Genomic DNA, 19,474 nt, shown 5'->3' with positions numbered 1-19,474 from the left:
CCTCGACTACCGACGTCAACGCAGGACGGAGCTCTCGTGGATCCCCTCGACAGCCTGGTTGAGCAGCTGTGGTCGCCTCTCCTGGACACCGGCGGGGTGCGCGTGGACGTCGACGGGGCGGCCGACCCGGACTGGGTCGACCACGAGTCCTACTGGGCGGTTCCCGACCTGCGCCGGGCCAAGCTGCTCGTGCCCCGGGGTGACAGCGCCGTCACGGCCGCGGCGATCGAGAACTACCGGGGACTTCGCCTGCGACGCAAGAACCTCATGCGCGCCGTGGTCGGGCCGCTCGCCCGACACCGGGTGCCGGTGCTGCGGCACGCGGTCACCGTCCAGGTACGGCGAGACCGCCCGGAGCTCGCCGAGCAGCTGCCGCTGGCGGTGCTCGCCCGGGCCCTGGACACCGGGGCGCTCTCCGCCTCGATCGGGATCCGCACCGGCGACAACCGGAAGGCGAGCCTGGCCCTGGTCGACGGGACCGGCCGCCCCGTCGGCCACGCCAAGGTGGGGTGGGACCGGGTCTCCGACGGCTACGTGAGCACGGAGACGCGCGTGCTCCGCGAGGTCGGCGGCCGGGCGGGACCCATGCGCGCCCCCGCGGTGCTCGCGGAGACGACGTACCACGGCCATCCGGTGCTCGTCATGGAGCCGCTGCCCGGGGACGTGCGCGGGTCCCGCGGCCGCATCCCGCCGCCCAGCTCGGCCGAGCTGTACTCGCTGATGCCGGTGACCCGGCGGAGCCCGCCTCGAGACACCGGCCACCTGTCCGCCCTGTCGACCCGGCTGCGACAGCAGCAGGGCGATCCGGTCGCCGGTGGCATCGCGACGTCGGCCGGGCGTCTGCTCGGCCTCGTCGAGGCCCGCGCCGACGCCTTCCCGGTCACCGCCCGGTGGCACGGTGACCTGACCGTGTGGAACCGCGCGCGAGACGCGTCCGGGCAGCTCTGGGTCTGGGACTGGGAGAACAGCGAGGAGGACGCCCTTGCGGGGCTGGACGCCATGCACTGGGCGTTCAGCGCTCGGCGCAGCCCGTCGGCGCAGCTCCTCGAGCTCGACCTGGGCGGCTGCCTCGACGACTCGCGCCCGCACCTCGTCGCGGCGGGGGTCTCCCGCGAGCAGGGCTCGGTGGTGGCCGCCGTCTACGCCTTGGTCGTGGTCGAGCGCGCGTGCGGCCTCGCCGCCCACCACGGCGACTGGGCCCAGGTGTGGATCTCCCCCGAGGACCTCACCGCCCTGCTGACCCAGGCCGACGCCCTGCTCACCCGTTGAGGGGCGGGCTACCAGCTGAGCGGGCGGTCGAGGTGGTCGCCGAGGGCGCGGATGTGCGGCGCATAGAAAGACGTGAGCTCGGCCCGGGCCCCCTCCGGCATCGGCAGCCGCTGGCTCGCGTTGAAGGTCTTGGTGGTGGGCAGCCGATGCGCGGGTAGGCCGAGGAAGGCGCTGACGCGGTCGACGGTGCCCTGCACGTCGGCGTACATGTCCTCGCTGCAGATCACCAGCAGCTGCTCGGCCGGGAAGACCGCCGTCCAGCTCTGGAGCTGCGGCAGGTAGACCCCGCGCGAGCGGTAGGTGTACCAGTCGTGGGCCTCGCTGTAGTAGAGCGGATCGTCCAGCATCCGTTCGAGCTCGCCCCTGGTGCGCGCCTCCTCCGCGTCCAGCGCCTGCTCGAAGCTCAGCGGCTCCACGCCGTTGTGCACGCGCTCCTGCCAGTGCGAGAACGCCCGCTCGACGGGGCTCCGGACCAGCATGACGGCCTTCAGCGCGGGGTTGACGTCGTAGGCGCGTTGGGCCACCCGAGGGTCCCAGGCGTAGTAGGGCGATGCCTCACCACTGCGCGGCGCGTAGCCCAGTTGGGACGCCAGCCGGTCACGGAAGGCCTGCGTGTGGAAGTTGGAGCGATACCACTGCTCGCCCCGGTCGTAGCCCTTGAAGAAGTAGTCCGTGCTCTTCTGGAGCCGCGGGCGCGGGTACAGCCCGAGCACACCGGGATGCATCATCAGGTAGTTGAAGAGCGACGTCGTGCCACCTCGCTTGGTCCCGATCACCAGGAAGTCCGGCACCTGACGGGTGCGCGAGGTCGCTCGCCCGAAGCCGCGAGTGGCGACGATGGCGGCGTCTCGCGCCCAGCGCGGCGAGCGGTCCTTGATCGAGATGAACGACGTCACCCGGCGAGGTTACGTGCCGTCGCCGGGGCCCGCAGGCGGACGGGGAGAGTTCATCAATCTTGTCGAGAACCGCGTCGCAGCATGGCCAGGTCGACCAGCTCGAGGCGGTGCCGGTCGACCGCGCAGTAGGCCAGCAGCAGCACGCCGGACACGATTATCGCGAGCAGGAGCTGCACGTTGCCCTGCCCCAGCGTCAGCAGCACGGCGCCGGAGGGGACGAGGACGCACAGGCACACCGCGGCCAGCGAGTGGGCGGTCGCCCCGGGAGCCAGGGTGAGGCCGGTCGCGCGGCGTACCTGGATCGCGGCCAGGGCGGTGTCGAGGACCATGCTCAGCGCCCAGCTCACCGCCGCCCCGGTGATGCCGACCCGCGGGATCAGCCAGAGGTTGAGGCCGAGGTTGAACACCAGCACGACGAGCTTGTTGGTGACGCCCCAGCCGATCCGGCCGCTCATGAGCAGCAGCGACTGGACGTTGCCGGCTGCCAGGGTGGCGACCGAGCCCAGGCAGAGGATGGTCATGGAGTGCGCGCCGCGCCCGAACCCCGGCCCGAACCACGCGAGCACCGTCGGCGAGAAGAGCGCGAGGGTGAGGTAGACCGGGCTGCCGAACAGCACGATCCAGCGGGTCGTGACGAGGTAGAGATGGGACAGGGCGTCCAGGTCGCGCTCGGCCAGCATCGCGCTGAACCTGGGGGCGACGACGATCCGCAACGCCGTCAGGACGATCATGCCGGCGCTGACGAACCGCGCCGCGGACCCGTAGATGCCGGACTGGGTCGCGCCGAGGATCGAGCCGACCAGGATCACGTCGAGCCACAAGATGGCCTGTTCCAGGCCCGCCATCACCGAGCGCGGCAGCGAGTAGCGGAAGATCTCGCGGTCGACCGCGCGGTCGCGCCGCCACGGCAGGGCCTGGAGATCCTCCCTGCGGGTCACCTGCCGGATCACCACGACCATCGCGGCCACCGCGCCGAACAGCCAGGGCAGCGCCCACGAGAACGTCGCGGCCGTCGCGGCTCCGCCCATGGCCACCACCACGAGCAGACCCAGCGGCCGCACGACGGGCACCAGGATGTTGCCGATCAGGTTGAACGGCACCACCCCGCCGAAGGCCCGGGTGGAGGCCAGCGCCACCGTCATCACGACGGCGGCCGGCAGGAAGATCGCCGACAGCAGCAGGGCGTCGTGCATCTCGTGGGAGAAGATGTGGACGCCGGGCAGCGCCACGAGCCCGAACCAGACCAGGTCCACCAGGAGACTGGTGAGCACCGCGGGAACGAGCAGTCCGATGATCGCCGGCTTGACCTTCGCCCGGTCACCGAGCAGGAAGCGCGGCAGACACCACACGGCGGTGGTGTCGAGGCCGAGCTTGCCGAAGCTCAGCGCGATGGTGAAGACCGCGATGGACTGGAGCACGATCCCCGCGCCGTGCGCCCCGAGCTCGCGGGCGAACATCAGGTTCAGGACGAAGCCCAGCACCGCGCTCAGGCCCGAGCCCGCCAGGGTGACGACCCCGCCCTGGGCGGCGCTGCGCACCTCGGACTGGCGCCCGGGTGGGGCGCTCGTGGGACTCACCGACGCTGTGATGACTGCTCCCGAATTTTCTGGATCCCCAGTTTCAGGGCCGCGACTAGGGTCTTCTGGTCAGGTGAAGGCGCGCGAACGTGCCCCCGTCGTCTCGAAAATACTAGGAAAGCTACGTGGTCTGGATGCCCCAAATGCGTGAAGCGGTCGGCGCGATGGCGACGGCAACGCTGCTGCTCAGCCTCACCGCGTGCGGAGGGCACGACAGCTCGGACGCCTCGAGACGCCATTCGCACTCGACTCCGCCCTCGGCTCCGCCCGTGACCACACCGACCTTCAAGCCGTCGCACTACCACGGCGTGCATGTCGACGCGACGACCCGTCGGGCTGCCCACACGACCACGCAGTCCTACCTCGCGGGCTTCAACCGGCTCCTCGCCAGGCCCACCCACAAGCGGCCGCACCAGCAGGTCATCGCCGGTCCGGCCCTCGCCAACCTCCTGGAGATGCGGAAGGAGTACGCCGGCAAGCACTACCGGGTGGTCGGCGAGCCGAAGATCGTCAGCCAGAAGGTGATCAAGCGACGCGCCCATCCCCCGCTGCTCGTCGTGGCCACCTGCCTCGACAACACCGCGGTCAAGGTCCTGGACAAGCACGGCCAGCAGGTCACGACCTCGGCCGGGCCGGCGCGGGTGATGAACCTGCTGACGCTGGTGTTCCGCGACGGTCACTGGCTGGTCACCCACTCGAGCCTGCCCACCAACCCGGCCTGCTGATCCGCGCCGGTCAGGACCGGGCAGAGTCGGTACGGCTCTCGGACGCCGAGACGACCTGCGCCGCGGCGGTTGCCGACCCGGCTCGCAGGTCGTCGAGGTCCTCGCGGTCGTACTCCAGCTCGGGCTCCTCCTCGTACTCGTCCTCGACGTAGCGGTCCGCGTCGCGGAGGGCAGCCGGCCCGGCCTTCGCGGGCACCTTGGTCACCGTGATGCGGGTCTGCTGCTCGGGCGCACCCTTGCGCGACGAGCGCTTCGCAGGCTTCATGTCGACCGAGCGCCTGCGCGGCACCAGCACCGAGCCGTGGATCACGGCGCCTACCGCCTGGAGCTCCTCGACCAGCTGGCGCACTGCTCGCGTGCGGGTCTCCCGCCGCGCCGCGACCAGGATGATCGAGTGACCGAGGCGTCCTGCCGTCAGCCACAGCGAGCGAGGCGCGGTCGGCGGCATGGCGACGATCGTGGTGAGGCCGGGCTGGTGGGCCGTGGTCAAGATGTTGCCCAGGCGCGCACCGGGCGCGCCCAGTGCCTGGTCCTCGTGGGTCGCGATGACAGCCAGGCCCGGCGAGAGCCGCGAGACGTATCTCGAGGCGTCCGTGGAGCTGCCCGACTTCTCGAGGTCGAGCACCCTCACCAGAAGGCGTAGGTGGGCGTCGGTGTAGTCGGGCAGCACGAGCTGGACCGGGTCGCCGCGCTCGACCATCGACAGGGCGAGGTTCATGGCGATGTCGGAGGGTCGGTCGCGCACGACGAGGTCCATCACGACCAGGTTGCCGCCAGGCTCGACGGTGGCCAGCAGGCGCTCGCGCAGGCTCCGGATCTGGTCGAGGTCGTCGCCCACGGCGGGGACGGCCGCACGCCGCGACGTCAGCTCGGAGAGCACCGCTCCGCCGCCGATGCCGGTCAGCGACTCGCCGTCCGGGATGCGGCGGTCGAGCACGTTGACCAGGAACGCGAGGAGCAGGCCGAAGATCAGGCCGAGCAGCGCGCCTCCGGCGTAGACGAGCTTGCTGCTCGGGTTGAGCTTCACGGGGTTGGCGTCGGCACTGCTGATCAGTGACCCGCCGCTGGTGTCGATGCTGTCGAACTCGTTGATCGAGTTGACGACACCGGTGAGCTCGAGGTCGACCAGCTGCCGCTCAGCGTCGGCCTGGGTGGCCTGCGGGCTGTTGGGCGTGGCGTTGTCGAAGTGACCGGTGGCCACCTTGAGCTGCTGGCTCAGCCGGTTGCGCTGGCTGGTGAACTTGTCGAGCGACGCCTTCACCTTCGTCGACGCGACCGAGGAGCGGTAGTCGAGATAGTCGTTGGCGATGGCATCCGCGCCGGCGTAGGCCTTGCTCTTGGACGACGCGGTGAAGCTGACCTTGACGATGGTCGCGCCGGCGACCGGGAGGACGGCCGTGCGGGACCGCATCTGCGTAGGTGTCTGGCCGTTGCCGAGCTCGGTGGCGGCCCGGCCGAGCACCTCCGCGGACGTCGCGAGCGCCTGCTCGGTGGTGGCGTCGAAGAGCTGCGACGGCGGCTTCTGGTTGTCGAACGGGGTCGAGGAGAAGACGTTGATGTTGACCGTCGCGGTCGCCGTCACCGACTTGTTGGCGACGTGCAGGAAGCCGAACCCTCCCAGGACACCGGCCATGAGACCGGCCACCACGACGTACCACCGGCGGCGGATGACGGCGAGGTACTGCCGGAGCTCGAGCGATCTGCCCTCGTCCAGGTCATGCGCCACGGCCTTACACCTTCCATTCTCAGCGCCTTGCTCACCACCACCGTCGGTGTTCCCATGAGGCGCTCCCCCGGACACGGTAACCCTCCCATGTCTGCGATTTGGCGTCTTGGACTTGGGTGAGGTGACGGCATTCCCCGAATTCGGGGAACGAACCCGATCCGACCACCGGATCCGGGCGTTTGGCTGGGGAACCCGGCCCTCGCGGCGCACCATGGACCCACCATGGACACGACGACGCCGCGAGCCCGCCGGGGCCTGCTCGCCGTGGTCTTCGGCTGGGTCCTCGCCGGCGCCCTCGCCGTCGTCCTGTCGGGCTGCGGGGGCGGTGCCTCGTCGGACGCCGCCACCCGACCGCCGACGTCGACCGGCGCGCCGTCCCAGCCGGCCGAGCCGCCCAGTGCTCTGCCGGCACACGCGGCGATGCTGCTCCAGCCAGCGGCCGGCGCGACGGGCGCCGACCAGCTCGGCACCGCGCCCGTCCGCGCCTTGTGGTCGCGGATCGACGGCGGACGGGCCACCAGCACGACAGGACCCGACGGCACCGGGGCCTGGGACATGCCGGAGTTCACGACCCAGAGCCGCTATCCGCGGGCCGCGCTCGTCGTCCGCAACGCACCCGGCCACGACGGCCTCGACCCCGGCACCAGGGACTTCTCGTGGGGCGGAGACTTCCAGCTCGACGCCGTCTCGACCGGCTCAACCGGCCCCGACAACGGTGATAACCTCATCCAGCGCGGGCTCTGGGGTGAGTCCGCCGAGTTCAAGGCCGAGGCCGACCTGCGCCGGGCCAGCTGCGCGGTGCACGGGACCGACGGCACGCTGCTCGTTCGCGCACAGATGCAGGCTCTGCCAGGGAAGTGGTACCGGATGCGCTGCTACCGAGAAGGCGACAGCCTCACGGTGTCCGTCCGCGAGCTCGGCCCGGTCGGCTGGGGCCCCACGACCTCCGAGAAGGTCAGCGGACCGGTCGGCGCCGTGACGTTCCCGCCGGACATGCCCATCTCCATCGGCGGCAAGATCGCCGAGAACGGCGAGCTGATCCGGAGCGCGACCGACCAGTTCAACGGCTGGATCACCAACCTCGTCGTCGAGGTCGAGGCGTCCCGATGAGCCTGGACACCTCGCCGTCACCGGCCTCGGCGGCTCGGCCGGCGACCGCCCGGCGCGCCGGCCGGTCCGACGGGGAGCTCGACCGACGCCGGCCCCTGCCTGCCTGGCCGTTGGCCTGGCTGCTCGTGGCGACACCCCTGTGGTGGCTGCTGGGCACGATCGACTTCGTCATCGTGCCGATCGCCGTCGTCATGGTCTACTACCTGCGCCGCAGCACCCACGTGCGCGTGCCGCGGGGCTTCGCGATCTGGCTGATCTTCCTGCTCTTCATGCTCGCGTCGGGCATCGAGATCACGAAGTTCAACTCCTACTTCACCTTCGCCTACCGCGCGGGCATCTACCTCGGCTCGACCGTGGTGTTCGTCTACGTCTACAACTCCCGGCGGTGGATCCCCGACCGCAAGGTCCTCCAGTACCTCGTCTGGTACCTCGTGACCATGACCGTCGGGGGCTTCCTCGGCGCCGTCAAGCCGATCGGCCAGTTCCGGACACCGACGTACTACGTGCTCGCGAAGGTCTCGCCGTTCCTGGTCTCCAACGACCTGGTGAAGGTGATGGTGGTCCGGCCGTTCTCGCAGTACGACCCCACCAACTACTTCCAGATCCCGCCGCGCCCGACCGCGCCGTTCATCTTCACCAACAACTGGGGCAACGCCTACTCCATGGTGCTGCCGCTGGTCCTGATCTACTTCCTGGAGTCGCCCAAGCGGAGCTGGCAGCGTCGGCTGTCCGGCCTGCTGCTGCCGGTCTCCGCGGTGCCGGCGATGCTGACGCTGAACCGCGGGATGTTCATCGGCCTCGGGATCGTCGCGGTGTACGTCGGCCTCCGGCTCGCCGCCCGCGGCTACCTCGGCCGGGTCGTGCTGTCGGCGGCGGTGGCCGGCGGCATCGGCCTGGTGCTCTGGAAGGCGCTGAACGTCTCCGCGGGCCTGCACACGCGCGTCGAGGCGAGCACCGACACCCGTGCCTCGCTCTACGACCAGGCGCTGCACTCGGTCCAGTCCTCGCCGCTGTTCGGCTACGGCGTGACGATCCAGTCCACCTCCACCAACCCCTGGGACCCCAAGGTCGGGACCCAGGGCCAGTTCTGGATGGTGCTGATCTCGCACGGCGTCATCGCGACCGCCTGCTTCGTCGGCTTCTTCCTGGTGGCGGTCGTCCTGACGTTCCGCCGCCGTGACTTCGCCGGCATGGTGTGCAACGCCGTCGTGCTGGCCGGGGTGATCGAGACGATCTACTACGGGCTCGTGCCCTACGGGCTCCCGCTCCTGATGATCGCCGCCGCCCTCGCCTGGCGCCCGGCCCCGGTCGCGCGAAGCCGTCTCAGCGAGGCTGAGCCTGGAGTCCCGCGGCCCTGACCAGGTCGTCGTAGGTGAGGGCGTCGGGGTCGACCGAGACCACCAGCGAGCGGCGGTCGAGCATCGCCGCGACCTCGACCTGATGGTCGTCGACGTGCTCGCGCTGCGCCTCCAGCCGAGGCAGGACGACGGGCACCTTGCCCTCGCCCAACGCTGCCAGCACGGTGCCGACACCGGCGTGGGCGATCACGACGTCCGCGTCGTGCATCGCCTCGCGGAGTCCCGCGGGCGGCAGCCAGCGCTGGAGCTGCTCCCCCTCGTGGACGTAGTCGGTGACGCCCGTCTGCCAGGTGATCTCGGCGTCCGGCAGTAGCTCCAGGATGCGGTCGACCGCGCGGGTGAACGGCCAGACCTCGGTGCCGAGAGCGACCACGGCCCTGGTGATCCGGGGCGGAGTCGACGGTGCGGGTCGCACCTCGAAGGAGTCGAAGACGCCCGGCACCGGCGTCCAGCGCGGGTCACCCCAGCCGTCGCCCTGGACGTGCAGCTTGGCGCGGGTGAAGCGGCTGACGAACTTGCCGGTCGACGACGGTGCCGCCACGCGGGTGGCGCTGTCGATGAACCAGGTGGGCGTGCCGGCCAGGGACGCCGCCATCAGGTGTGGCGTCGAGAACAGCGCGCCGGTCGTGATCACTCGGTCGGGCCTGATCCGCCGGTGGACTCGCATCGCCATCGGGAGCCGCGACGCGGCCCGGAGCCGCCGGCCCGAGCCCACGGGAGGGACCCACTCGACGACGTCGTCGGCGAGGAGCGCCTCGGTCTGGGCATTGCGACTCGTCACCCAGACGGCGTCGCGCACGTCGATGTCGAGCGCGTGGACCAGCAGCTTCAGCTCGTCGAGGTGCCCGCCCGCCGTGGCCACGAGCAGCGTGCGTGGCGCCGGGCGCGACCGGTCGGCCGGCCAGGCCGGCTCGTCGACGGTGACTGCGTTGGGGCGCGCCGCCCTGGGAAGCAAGAGCACTAGGGCGTGTCTCCCACTTCGGCGCCGTAGCGAGGGGGACCTGGCGTCGATCTGGCAGGGCGGAGGCGCGAAGGCGGGCTGGTAGCCCCTCGAGTGCCGACAGCGCAGCCAGATCGGAGGCGAAAGCCCGCACAGCAGGCGGCCGAATGGGGAGACACGGCCTAGATCCCCTTGCCACGCTTCTGGACCTCGCGCACGACCCACGGCGCCGACAGCAGTCGCAGCGCGATGCCGGCGGCCAGCCACGCGCGCATCTGGCGCACGTCGTTGCGCAGCGAACGAGCGATCCACGGCCAGGCGGCGCGGCGCTGGCCGGCGGCCGCGCGCGAGAAGGCGACCTGGCCGCACAGCCGGCCCAGCGAGGCCCGGTCGGTGGCGAACTCCGGATGACGCTTCAGGAGGTAGGTGAGGCCGTCGGCGTACAGGCTCCAGCGACCGAAGAAGTACGACTGGCCGGCCCAGGTCACGCTGACGAGGGGACGGTTCACCACCCGGATCTGGCCCACCTTGGCGGAGCGCAGGAGGAGGTCGTAGTCCTCGCCGTACCCACCGGGGAGATCCTCGTCGACACCCCCGACGGGACCGGTCAAGGCGGCTCGGTCGAAGACGAAGGTGCTGGAGTGCAGCCCGGCCATCCGGTCACGCAGCAGGTCGGCGTGGGTGACCCGCTCCACCGGGACGAGCCGGTCGAAGGTGCGCTGCCCGTCGTCGACCATCATCGCGGTCCCGACCAGCACCGGCGGCTCGGGCTCGAGGAAGGCGGGCATCTGCGCGGCCAGCTTGCCCGGCAGCCAGTAGTCGTCGTCGTCGAGGAAGGCGACGTAGCCGTACGCCGCGGCGTCGATGCCGGTGTTGCGTGCGCCGGCAAGACCGCGGCTGTGGGAGTTCACGACCGTGCGCACCTTGCGTCGCGCGGGGACCTCGACCGGAGGGTCGAAGGGGTCGCAGGCATCGAAGACGACGATCACCTCGACGTCTGCGTCGTACTCCTGGTCCAGGATGCTCTGAACGGCTCGCCGCATCATCTCCGGTCGGTTGTGCGTCGGCACCACCGCCGTGACGGCTGGCAGGTCTGTCACGTTCATCGTCCCCATTGTCCGGTATTCCCCCGTGTCCCCGAGCAGGCATCAGACCACAAGGACTCAGGGTCCGCGACGGGCGTGTCGACGAGACCGTCAATATTGGTGATATTGGGCCGCCCGGCTCGGCACCATCGGGGTCTCCACCTTAGGTTGGAGTCCGCGAGGGGTCTCTGCCCCTTGGTTGGAATGGGGATTCTCAACGCTTGGGGGGCGTTTTCGCATGATGCGCGTAGCAGTGGTCGGCGTCGGCAAGATGGGTCTGTCCCATCTGTCCCTGCTGGGGGCGCACCCCGACGTGGAGGTGGCGGCGATCTGCGACTCGAGCGGATACCTGCTCGACGTCCTGAGCAAGAACATCGGGATCGCCGGCGTCAAGGACTACGACGAGCTGCTGGAGCGCACCGATCTCGACGCGGTCGTCATCGCGACTCCGACGCACGCGCACTTCCCGATGGTGAAGGCAGCCCTGGAGCGCGGGCTCCACGTCTTCTGCGAGAAGCCGCTCACCCTCGACGCCAGCCAGTCGATCGAGCTCGCCGCGCTGGCCCGCGAGAAGGGGCTGCACGCCCAGGTCGGGTACCACAACCGCTTCGTGGCGGCGTTCGCCGAGGCCAAGCGGCTCGTGGACGCGGGTGCGATCGGCGAGATCCGGCACGCCCAGGCCGAGGCCTACGGCCCCGTGGTCCTGCGCGCCAAGGGCGGCACCTGGCGGTCTCGCCGGGCCGATGGCGGCGGCTGCCTCTACGACTACGCCGCGCACCCGCTCGACCTGCTCACCTGGTACCTCGGCGAGCCGACCTCGGTGGGTGGCACGGTCCTGGGCAGCATCTTCTCGGCGTCGACCGAGGACGAGGTGTACGCCACGATCTACTACGGCGGAGCGGTGTCGGCCCAGCTCTCGGTGAACTGGTCCGACGAGTCCTACCGCAAGATGTCGACCAAGATCACGCTCAGTGGCACCGCCGGCCGGATCACCGTCGACCGGCAGGAGTGCCAGGTCTACCTCCGCGACACCGCCGTCGTGCCCGAGGGCTACGAGGTCGGCTGGAACGTCCGCTACACCACCGACCTCACCCCGCCGGTGTGGTTCTACGTGCGCGGCGAGGAGTACAGCGCCGAGCTCGACCACTTCGTGCGTGCCATCGAGGACACCCTGCCCGAGGGCCAGCCCGCGGACCTGAACTCCTTCGCCTCCGCGGCCGTGACCGACAGCGTCATCGACTCGCTGCTGCGTGACGCCGAGGACGCCGTCGCGCACACCATGGTGCCGAGCGCCTCCACGGGTGGGCACCGGACGCAGACCTCCGCCCCGACCGCGGCACCTCGACGCCGCGGACGCTGGGGCGCCCGTCGACGCCGCCGCGCGGCCTGAGCCACCACGACCTACGGACCAAAGGGATACAGGGAAACCGTCATGGACCGACTGCTGTTCGGAGACAACCAGTTCTTCGGCGTCAACCACATGTCCGAGGAGAAGGCTCGCGCTCAGGCGATGCGCTTCCACGACCTCGACTCGATCATGGCCGTGCTCGACATCGCCTACGACTCGGGCATCCGCACCTTCATGTGCACCACTCACGAGCTGGTCGGCAGCATCGCCGACATCGTGCGCAACAACCCGGGGCGCTACCCCGACTTCATCTTCTACCCGGGCATGCCCTACGCCCACAAGTACGCCAACGCGGTGACCGATCTCGGGATGCTCGGGGCGATGCGCAAGTTCGCCGCCGACGACAGCCTGTTCGGCACCGCGGTGCGCGGCGGGAAGGCGGTGGCGTCCAAGGACGTCGAGAGCCTGATGAAGATGCTGGTGGACGCCGAGATGTCGATGTTCGTCGGCCTCAAGACGCCGGTCGTGTTCCTCCAGAACGTCGTGACCGACCTCCTGCTGGGACTGGGCTTCAAGGAGGCGTTCGCGATGTTCGCCCGTCACGTCACGCAGGAGTACCACGCCGAAGCCGGCTTCATCACGATGAACATGCCGCGCCTGCTCGACGCGCTGGACGAGGTCGGCGTCGAGAACCCGATCGTCTGCGCCAACATGAACAAGATCGGCTTCCGGATGAGCGGCGGCATGGAGGAGTACGACCGGGCGCTGGAGGAGCGCGAGTTCCGCGCGATCGCCATGTCGGTGCTCGCCTCGGGCGCGATCGGCCCACGCGAGGCGCTGGAGTGGGTCGCCGAGCGTCCCAAGATCCAGTCGGTCGTCTTCGGTGCCTCGAGCGCCGCGAACATCCGCGGCACCAAGGAGATCGCTGACTCGATCTGGACCCCGGCGACCGCAGAGGCACCTGCCCTCACCCGTTGAAATGCGCGTTCCACCCCGTTGAGATGCGCCTTCCAACCCGTTGAGATGCGCCTTCCAACCCGTTGAGATGCGCCTTCCTGCCGGTGCCGCGGGTGCGGACCGGCGGGCACGTCCACGGCCTGAAGGTCGCAGGAGACCGAGCCCGCCGCGGAGCCACCGAGCCCCGCCGGGCAGGAAGGCGCATCTCAACGGGTTGGAACGCGCATCTCAACGGGGTGGAAGGCGCGTCTCAACGGGTTGGAAGGCGCATCTCAACGGGGTGGTCGGAGAGGCGCTCGCCGGTGTGGGTGTCGAAGACGTGGACGTTCTGCGGGTCGGTGGTGACGTGCAGGACGTCGCCCTTGCGGATCTTGTCCCGTGCGCCGACACGGACCACGACGGTGCTGGGCGTGCCCGCGACGTCGGAGCTGCCGTAGACGTAGCTGTCGGCACCGAGCTCCTCGACCACCGTCACGTCGATCGGCAGGCCGCCGGCGTCCGCGGACACCAGCTGCCAGGCCTCCGGGCGCACCCCGATGGTCACCTCACCCTCCATCCGGCGCTGGGACGCGGGGTCGACGGGGACGACGTACTTCCCGATCTGGGCCTGGCCGTCGACGGCCCTGGCCTCGATGAGGTTCATCTGCGGTGAGCCGATGAACCCGGCCACGAAGAGGTTGACGGGGTTGTCGTAGAGCTTCAGCGGGGTGTCGACCTGCTGGAGGACGCCGAGCTTCATGACAGCGACCCGGTCGCCCATCGTCATCGCCTCGACCTGGTCGTGGGTGACGTAGACGGTCGTGACGCCGAGATCGGACTGGAGCTTGGCGATGTCGGTGCGGGTCTGCACGCGCATCTTGGCGTCGAGGTTGGACAGCGGCTCGTCCATGCAGAACACCTGCGGACTGCGGACGATCGCACGCCCCATCGCCACCCGCTGGCGCTGGCCTCCCGACAGCGCCTTCGGCTTGCGCTCGAGGTAGTCGGTCAGCCCCAGCAGCTTCGCGGCGTCCTCGACTCGCTGACGCCGCTGGTTCGCCGAGACCTTGGCCATCTTGAGCGCGAAGCCCATGTTCTCGGCGACGGTCATGTGCGGGTACAGCGCGTAGTTCTGGAAGACCATCGCGATGTCGCGGTCCTTGGGCGGCAGGTGGGTGATGTCGCGGTCACCGATCCTGATGGTGCCCTCGTCGACCTCCTCCAGCCCCGCGAGCATCCGCAAGGTCGTGGACTTGCCGCACCCGGAGGGTCCGACCAGGACCATGAACTCGCCGTCGCCGATCTCGAGGTCGATCCCGGCGACCGCGGGGGCATCGGTGCCGGCGTACCAGCGCTGCGCCTTCTCGAAGGTGATAGTGGCCATGCTGAACTGCTCCCTCCACCGGCAGGAACGTGCCGGACGATCCGTTGTGAAGTGGCGTACCGGCTCGAGACCGGTGGCGTCACCGTACACGCTCGTCGACGCCAACGGCTCGGACGCCGAACCGTCATCTGCGAGACGGAGCCGGGGCCGCGCCAAAGCCAGACTCGCCCATGTTCGAACCGCAAGTAACCGCGGGAGCCGCAGCTGACGGAGCCGACGGTCCCACTATCAACAAGGAGCAGTCATGAACAAGAAGCGCACTCGCATCGCCACCGCAGTGATCGGCTCGCTCGCCGCCGCCGGAGCCGGGCTCGCCCTCGCCCCGGCCGAGGCCAGCGCACCCGTTGCCAGCCATGTCACCGCCAAGGCCACCGACAGCACGCCCGCCGCCGGGGCGACGTTCCGAGTCAGCGGGACCGTGTCGGCGTCGGGACACGGCGTGCCCGCCACGATCGCCGTCCAGTCCCTCAAGGACGGCACCTGGGTCCAGTTGACCGGAGCGTCCATGCACACCACCAGTGCCGGGAAGTACACGATCCGCGTCATTCTCAGCGCCAAGGGCGCGCGTCACCTCCGCGTGGTGGCCGACCCTGACGGCTCGGCCGTGCGCACGTCGAAGGCGAACTTCACGGTCACCGTGGGTTGAGCGGATCGAGAGGGCCGGTCGGCACCCGGCGTCACCTTCGCTGTCGTCGCCGGTGTCGTCGCCGGCCGGCCCTCGAGCTCCCAGCCCGCGCAGAACCGTCTTTCCCTGTCAGGGACAATGGGGTCATGCCGGACCTCCCCCGCAAGGCCGTCGCGCGCACCGCGCGGCTGGCGGCGTTGCCGCTGGGCTACGCCGGCCGAAACGCGCTCGGCCTCGGCAAGCGCCTCGGCGGCCGACCGGCTGACGCCGTGGTGAGCGAGATCCAGCAGCGCACCGCCGAACAGCTGTTCCGCACCCTCGGGGAGCTCAAGGGCGGGGCGATGAAGTTCGGTCAGGCGATGTCGGTCCTGGAGGCCGCCCTGCCCGACGAGCTGGTCGCGCCGTACCGCACCGAGCTCACCAAGCTCCAGGACTCCGCCCCGCCGATGCCCACCCAGACCGTCCGCGACCAGATCGCCGCGGACCTCGGTGCCGACTGGCGCGACGACCTGGTCTGGCTGGACGGCGGCCCGACCGCGGCCGCGAGCATCGGACAGGTCCACCGCGGCCGGTGGCGCGACGGCCGCGATGTCGCTGTCAAGGTGCAGTACCCGGGAGCGGGCGACGCCCTGCGCTCCGACCTGCGCCAGCTCGCCCGGCTCGCGCGCACGATCGGGCCGATGGTTCCCGGCATCGAGATCAAGCCGCTCGTCGAGGAGCTCCAGGCGCGGGCGACCGACGAGCTCGACTACTCCCTCGAGGCGCAGGCCCAGCAGGCGTTCGCCGATGCGTTCCGCGCCGACGCGGACATCGTGGTCCCCGATGTCGTCGCGGTGGGCCACCAGGTCCTGGTGACCGAGTGGCTCGAGAGTCCGGCGTCGCTGGCGGCGGTGATCGCCGACGGGACCCAGGAGGAGCGCGACCACTACGGCGAGCTGTTCGTGCGCTTCCTCTTCGCAGGTCCCGCACGCACCGGCATGCTGCACGCGGACCCGCACCCGGGGAACTTCCGCGTCCTGCCGAACGACGACGGCACGCCGGGCCGGCTCGGAGTCCTCGACTACGGCGCCGTCGCGCGCCTGCCCGACGCCGGGCTCCCCGCGTCGATGGGACGGCTGATCCGCATCGCCGGCGACCGCGAGCCCGACGAGCTCGTCGCCGGGCTACGCGACGAGGGCTTCATCAAGCCGGGCGTGAACCTCGACCCCGCGCTCGTCCTGGACTACCTCTCGCCGTTCGTCGAGCCGACCCTGGTCGAGCGGTTCAGGTTCTCCAGGGAGTGGATGCAGGGTCAGTTCCAGCGCCTGCACAACCCCCGGGAGCCGACGTACACCGTGGCGCTGAAGCTCAACCTGCCCCCGGCCTACCTGCTCATCCACCGCACCTGGCTCGGCGGCGTCGGCGTGCTGAGCCAGCTCGGCGCCGAGGCGCCGTTCAGGGCGATCCTCGAGGAGAACCTCCCCGGCTTCGCTGACTGATCAGTCGAGCCCGAGATACATCACGTGGAGCCCCACCCGGCCCTCGGTCGCCGAGCGGAAGGCGCCCGGGACGGTGCCGACGATCTCGAAGCCGAGCGACTGCCACAGCCCGACGGCGGCGAGGTTGGTCTCGACGACCGCGTTGAACTGGATGCCGGCATAGCCGTGCTCGCGGTGCCAGTCGACGACGTACGACGCGAGGGCCCGGCCCAGGCCACGCCCCGACTCCGCCGGTGCGACCATGAACGAGGCGGTGCCGACGTGGTCGCCGCGGCCCGGCCGGTTGGGACCCATCTTGGCGGTGCCGAGGACGCGGCCGCCGTCCTCGAGCACGACGGTCAGCCCCGGTGGTCGCTCCAGCCAGAGGTCGCGGCCCTCCTCGGCGGTGAGCTCGTCGGGGTAGGCGTAGGTCTCGCCGTCGGCGACGATGGCGGCGAAGAACGGCCAGATCCTCGGCCAGTCGTCGTCGGTCGCCGGCCGGATCCGCCGATCGGTCGGCTCGCTCACCGCCTCACTCGCCCGTCACGCCGTCGACCGACTGACGGATCAGGTCGGCGTGGCCGTTGTGCCGGGAGTACTCCTCGACCATGTGCACCAGGATCCACCGCAGCGTGAACGTCTCCCCGGTCCGGGGGCTCACTCGCGCGGACTCCGCGTCGAGCCCTCGCCCCGCGAGCGCGTCGTCGACCACGGCGTCGGAGCGGCACACGGCATCGTCGAAGAGCGCCCGGAGCTCGGCCGGGGTGTCGTGCTGGGCCGAGTCGAGCTCCCAGTCGGGCTCGGCCCCCCAGTCCATCGCGTCGAACGGAGCGGCGAGGGGGAGGGCGCGGAAGAAGTAGTCGAACCACTGTGACTCGACGAGCGCGAGATGCTTCATCAGCCCGCCCAGACTCAGGTCGGAGGGCGGAAGCCGCTGCGCCAGCTGCTCCTGGCTGAGCCCGCCGCACTTTCGGCGCAGGGTCTCCCGCTGGTAGGTCAGGAAGGACCGCAGCGTTGCCGCCTCGTCGCCGTGCAACGGCGGGTCGACCCGGGTGTCGGCACCCGCCGCGGCCTCCAGGTCACTCACCGGTCACGCCGTCGATCGACTCACGGATCAGGTCGGCGTGACCGTTGTGTCGCGCGTACTCCTCGATCATGTGCAGCAGGATCCAGCGCAGGCTGAACGCGCCGTCCTTCGAGCTCTCACGCACCGAGGTCGCGTCGAGGCCGGCTCGGGCCAGCGCGTCGTCGATGCCGGCGTCGGCACGGCGGCAGCAGTCGTCGAACAGGTCACGCAGCGCCTGCGGTGAGTCGTCGGCGGCGGTACGCCACTCCCAGTCGGGGTCGGCGTCCCAGTCGACCGCGTCGAACGGCTCGGGATAGGGAACGCCGGCGAGGGTCCGCCCGAACCAGCCGACCTCGTTGAGCGCGAGGTGCTTCATCATGCCGCCGAGGGTCACCGTCGACGGCGGGTGCGTCTGGGCGAGCTGCTCCTGGGTGAGCCCGCTGCACTTCCAGCGCAGGGTGTCGCGGTGGTAGTCGAGGAAGGCCCGAAGCGCCGCGGTCTCGTCGGCGCGGAGGGCGGACTCGATCCGCGTGCTCTCGTCGAAGGTCTGGGTCATGCCAGCACGCTATTGCGAGCCGACGACCTCCCGCACCCGCGTTTGCCCGAGGTCACCACAGGCCCAGCAGGTCACCGGCGATGCGGACCGCGAAGCCCGCCACGACGACGATGAAGAAGACCCGCACGAAGCCGGTGCCACGGGCGACCGCCGTCCGCGCTCCGAGGTAGCCGCCGACCAGGTTGCACACCCCCATCACGAGCCCGACCTTCCACAGCACCGCGTCCTCGGGGACGAACACGCACAGGGCGGCCAGGTTGGTCGCCCAGTTCGCGATCCGCGCCTTGGCCGACGCCTCCAGGAAGCTGTAGCCGAGCACGCTCACCAGGGTGATCACGAAGAAGCTGCCGGTGCCGGGCCCGAGCGCGCCGTCGTAGCAGCCGATCGCCAGCCCGGTGAGCATCGCGATCCCGAGGTGCCGGCCGCCACTGTGCCGCAGCTCGGTGGCCTGCCCCAGGTCCGGTCGGAACAGGACATAGGCGCCGACCACGACCAGCACCGCGAGCACGATCGGGTCGAACGCGCCGCTGGAGATGTGGGACCCGATCACGGCGCCGCCGACCGACCCGACGAACGCGCAGGCCATCAGCGGGCCGAAGGTGCGGGGGTCCGGCCTGACCCTGCGGTAGTACGTCGCGCTGCTGACGGAGGTGCCGCAGATCCCGCTGAGCTTGTTGGTGCCCAGGATCTGCACGGGGGAGGCGTGCGGGAGTCCGACCAGGAGTGCGGGAAGCTGCACGAGTCCCCCGCCGCCGACGACCGCGTCGACGAACCCAGCGGCGAGTCCCGCCAGCGCGAGGAGCAGGAGCGTGGCTGTCGACGGGTCGCTCATCAGTAGAAGCCGTGCCGGGCCAGCGGGCCGCGCAGCTCGCGCTCCTCGTAGGCGAGATGGCTGAGCAGCTTCTCGCCCAGTGCCCGCAGCGCTCGCTCGACCTCGTCCAGGGCGCCCTCGTCGGCCTCGCGCACCAGCGCCACCAGGACGCGGTCGACGTCGTCGAGCAGCTCGTGGATGACCACGTGCTCCTGGGCGAGCCGGTCCAGCACCGGCGCGGCCGCGGGCTCCGCGCGACGCAGGTGGGGGAAGACGCTGGTGTCCTCGAGCGTGTGGTGGCCGTTGACGAAGCCACAGTAGGACTGGCAGTAGGCGCCGAGGGTCCAGTTGTTCTGGCGCAGCGACATGGCGTGGACCGCCGCTCGCGCGTCGCCCGCGGTCAGCACACCGCGCCGTACCTCCTCGACCAGGTCGTGGAGGCGCGTCAGCTCCGCCCGCAGATGGTCGTGGATCTGGACCAGGTGGCCGTGGAAGGCCTCCTGGTCGGGCGGGTACGCCGTGTCGGCGGCCTCGGCCAGGGAGGGGCGCGTGCTCTCGTCCCAGGCGAGCGGGTGTTCGTCGTTCATCGCGTCCTGACCCTAGCC

General features: G+C 70.6%; 19 protein-coding genes. 8 read left to right on the top strand and 11 right to left on the bottom strand.

Annotated features, from left to right (window positions below):
• Nucleotides 1-36 precede the first annotated feature (36 nt).
• Entirely contained in the window at nucleotides 37-1,269 is a 1,233-nt protein-coding gene (locus tag VHW64_RS12520) for a hypothetical protein (RefSeq protein WP_329650891.1), read from the top strand.
• Nucleotides 1,270-1,277: 8 nt separating this feature from the next.
• Here the strand turns inward: VHW64_RS12520 and VHW64_RS12515 are convergent, their stop codons facing one another.
• A complete protein-coding gene (locus tag VHW64_RS12515) occupies nucleotides 1,278-2,165 on the bottom strand; it encodes a sulfotransferase domain-containing protein (RefSeq protein ID WP_329650890.1) in 888 nt (295 codons plus the stop codon).
• Nucleotides 2,166-2,218: 53 nt separating this feature from the next.
• The gene (locus tag VHW64_RS12510) at nucleotides 2,219-3,742 is read right to left on the bottom strand and encodes an oligosaccharide flippase family protein (protein WP_329650889.1); all 1,524 of its coding nucleotides are present in this window, start codon (nucleotides 3,740-3,742) and stop codon (nucleotides 2,219-2,221) included.
• A gap of 269 nt (nucleotides 3,743-4,011) precedes the next feature.
• On the opposite strand from VHW64_RS12510, the gene VHW64_RS12505 reads away from it, so the two are divergent.
• On the top strand, nucleotides 4,012-4,467 hold the full coding sequence (locus tag VHW64_RS12505) for a hypothetical protein (RefSeq protein WP_329650888.1): 456 nt from the start codon (nucleotides 4,012-4,014) through the stop codon (nucleotides 4,465-4,467).
• A gap of 10 nt (nucleotides 4,468-4,477) precedes the next feature.
• Here the strand turns inward: VHW64_RS12505 and VHW64_RS12500 are convergent, their stop codons facing one another.
• On the bottom strand, nucleotides 4,478-6,193 hold the full coding sequence (locus tag VHW64_RS12500) for a hypothetical protein (RefSeq protein WP_329650887.1): 1,716 nt from the start codon (nucleotides 6,191-6,193) through the stop codon (nucleotides 4,478-4,480).
• Between the two features lie 222 nt (nucleotides 6,194-6,415).
• On the opposite strand from VHW64_RS12500, the gene VHW64_RS12495 reads away from it, so the two are divergent.
• Complete coding sequence (locus VHW64_RS12495; RefSeq protein ID WP_329650886.1) at nucleotides 6,416-7,303, top strand: hypothetical protein; 888 nt, start codon at nucleotides 6,416-6,418, stop codon at nucleotides 7,301-7,303.
• Complete coding sequence (locus VHW64_RS12490) at nucleotides 7,300-8,661, top strand: O-antigen ligase family protein (RefSeq protein WP_329650885.1); 1,362 nt, start codon at nucleotides 7,300-7,302, stop codon at nucleotides 8,659-8,661. Before VHW64_RS12495 ends, VHW64_RS12490 begins: the two co-directional genes overlap by 4 nt.
• Here the strand turns inward: VHW64_RS12490 and VHW64_RS12485 are convergent.
• On the bottom strand, nucleotides 8,627-9,622 hold the full coding sequence (locus VHW64_RS12485) for a glycosyltransferase (protein WP_329650884.1): 996 nt from the start codon (nucleotides 9,620-9,622) through the stop codon (nucleotides 8,627-8,629). The genes VHW64_RS12490 and VHW64_RS12485 overlap by 35 nt on opposite strands.
• Nucleotides 9,623-9,783: 161 nt before the next feature.
• Nucleotides 9,784-10,707, bottom strand: a complete 924-nt coding sequence (locus tag VHW64_RS12480) for a glycosyltransferase family 2 protein (RefSeq protein ID WP_329650883.1) — start codon at nucleotides 10,705-10,707, stop codon at nucleotides 9,784-9,786.
• 217 nt (nucleotides 10,708-10,924) lie between these two features.
• Here VHW64_RS12480 and VHW64_RS12475 point away from each other — a divergent pair, with 217 nt between their 5' ends.
• Entirely contained in the window at nucleotides 10,925-12,076 is a 1,152-nt protein-coding gene (locus tag VHW64_RS12475) for a Gfo/Idh/MocA family oxidoreductase (protein ID WP_329650882.1), read from the top strand.
• Nucleotides 12,077-12,118: 42 nt separating this feature from the next.
• Entirely contained in the window at nucleotides 12,119-13,012 is an 894-nt protein-coding gene (locus VHW64_RS12470; protein ID WP_329650881.1) for a hypothetical protein, read from the top strand.
• Nucleotides 13,013-13,241: 229 nt separating this feature from the next.
• On the opposite strand, the gene VHW64_RS12465 is transcribed toward VHW64_RS12470, so the two are convergent.
• Complete coding sequence (locus tag VHW64_RS12465; RefSeq protein WP_329650880.1) at nucleotides 13,242-14,354, bottom strand: sn-glycerol-3-phosphate ABC transporter ATP-binding protein UgpC; 1,113 nt, start codon at nucleotides 14,352-14,354, stop codon at nucleotides 13,242-13,244.
• Nucleotides 14,355-14,598: 244 nt separating this feature from the next.
• Here VHW64_RS12465 and VHW64_RS12460 point away from each other — a divergent pair, with 244 nt between their 5' ends.
• Together VHW64_RS12460 and VHW64_RS12455 are read left to right on the top strand one after the other, a co-directional pair.
• Nucleotides 14,599-15,000, top strand: coding sequence for a hypothetical protein (locus tag VHW64_RS12460; protein ID WP_329650879.1), 402 nt, complete (start codon nucleotides 14,599-14,601; stop codon nucleotides 14,998-15,000).
• 125 nt (nucleotides 15,001-15,125) lie between these two features.
• Nucleotides 15,126-16,457, top strand: coding sequence for an AarF/ABC1/UbiB kinase family protein (locus VHW64_RS12455; protein ID WP_329650878.1), 1,332 nt, complete (start codon nucleotides 15,126-15,128; stop codon nucleotides 16,455-16,457).
• On the opposite strand, the gene VHW64_RS12450 is transcribed toward VHW64_RS12455, so the two are convergent.
• Genes VHW64_RS12450 through VHW64_RS12430 form a run of 5 tightly spaced genes read right to left on the bottom strand, consistent with a single transcriptional unit; the run spans nucleotide 16,458 to nucleotide 19,456 of the window.
• Nucleotides 16,458-16,964 carry a GNAT family N-acetyltransferase gene (locus VHW64_RS12450; protein ID WP_329650877.1) on the bottom strand — a complete coding sequence of 169 codons (507 nt, stop codon included), beginning with the start codon at nucleotides 16,962-16,964 and terminating at the stop codon, nucleotides 16,458-16,460.
• Nucleotides 16,965-16,968: 4 nt separating this feature from the next.
• Entirely contained in the window at nucleotides 16,969-17,523 is a 555-nt protein-coding gene (locus tag VHW64_RS12445; protein ID WP_329650876.1) for a DinB family protein, read from the bottom strand.
• Entirely contained in the window at nucleotides 17,516-18,058 is a 543-nt protein-coding gene (locus VHW64_RS12440) for a DinB family protein (protein ID WP_329650875.1), read from the bottom strand. Before VHW64_RS12440 ends, VHW64_RS12445 begins: the two co-directional genes overlap by 8 nt.
• A 52-nt stretch (nucleotides 18,059-18,110) precedes the next feature.
• Nucleotides 18,111-18,890: a TSUP family transporter gene (locus VHW64_RS12435; protein WP_329650874.1), complete on the bottom strand. Its 780-nt coding sequence runs from the start codon at nucleotides 18,888-18,890 to the stop codon at nucleotides 18,111-18,113.
• A complete protein-coding gene (locus VHW64_RS12430; protein WP_329650873.1) occupies nucleotides 18,890-19,456 on the bottom strand; it encodes a hemerythrin domain-containing protein in 567 nt (188 codons plus the stop codon). Before VHW64_RS12430 ends, VHW64_RS12435 begins: the two co-directional genes overlap by 1 nt.
• Nucleotides 19,457-19,474: the final 18 nt, after the last annotated feature.

The sequence above is a fragment of the Nocardioides sp. genome, assembly GCF_036267815.1.
In the GTDB taxonomy this organism is placed as follows: Bacteria; Actinomycetota; Actinomycetes; order Propionibacteriales; family Nocardioidaceae; genus Nocardioides.
The sequence above is the reverse complement of the archived record's forward strand: the minus strand, read 5'-3'. Positions and strand labels throughout refer to the sequence as shown.

Coding starts and splice junctions, on each gene's coding strand:
- VHW64_RS12495 (WP_329650886.1), top strand. CDS start 6,416: ATGGACACGACGACGCCGCGAGCCCGCCGGGGCCTGCTCGCCGTGGTC.
- VHW64_RS12490 (WP_329650885.1), top strand. CDS start 7,300: ATGAGCCTGGACACCTCGCCGTCACCGGCCTCGGCGGCTCGGCCGGCG.
- VHW64_RS12480 (WP_329650883.1), bottom strand. CDS start 10,707: ATGAACGTGACAGACCTGCCAGCCGTCACGGCGGTGGTGCCGACGCAC.
- VHW64_RS12475 (WP_329650882.1), top strand. CDS start 10,925: ATGATGCGCGTAGCAGTGGTCGGCGTCGGCAAGATGGGTCTGTCCCAT.
- VHW64_RS12470 (WP_329650881.1), top strand. CDS start 12,119: ATGGACCGACTGCTGTTCGGAGACAACCAGTTCTTCGGCGTCAACCAC.
- VHW64_RS12465 (WP_329650880.1), bottom strand. CDS start 14,354: ATGGCCACTATCACCTTCGAGAAGGCGCAGCGCTGGTACGCCGGCACC.
- VHW64_RS12460 (WP_329650879.1), top strand. CDS start 14,599: ATGAACAAGAAGCGCACTCGCATCGCCACCGCAGTGATCGGCTCGCTC.
- VHW64_RS12455 (WP_329650878.1), top strand. CDS start 15,126: ATGCCGGACCTCCCCCGCAAGGCCGTCGCGCGCACCGCGCGGCTGGCG.
- VHW64_RS12440 (WP_329650875.1), bottom strand. CDS start 18,058: ATGACCCAGACCTTCGACGAGAGCACGCGGATCGAGTCCGCCCTCCGC.
- VHW64_RS12435 (WP_329650874.1), bottom strand. CDS start 18,890: ATGAGCGACCCGTCGACAGCCACGCTCCTGCTCCTCGCGCTGGCGGGA.
- VHW64_RS12430 (WP_329650873.1), bottom strand. CDS start 19,456: ATGAACGACGAACACCCGCTCGCCTGGGACGAGAGCACGCGCCCCTCC.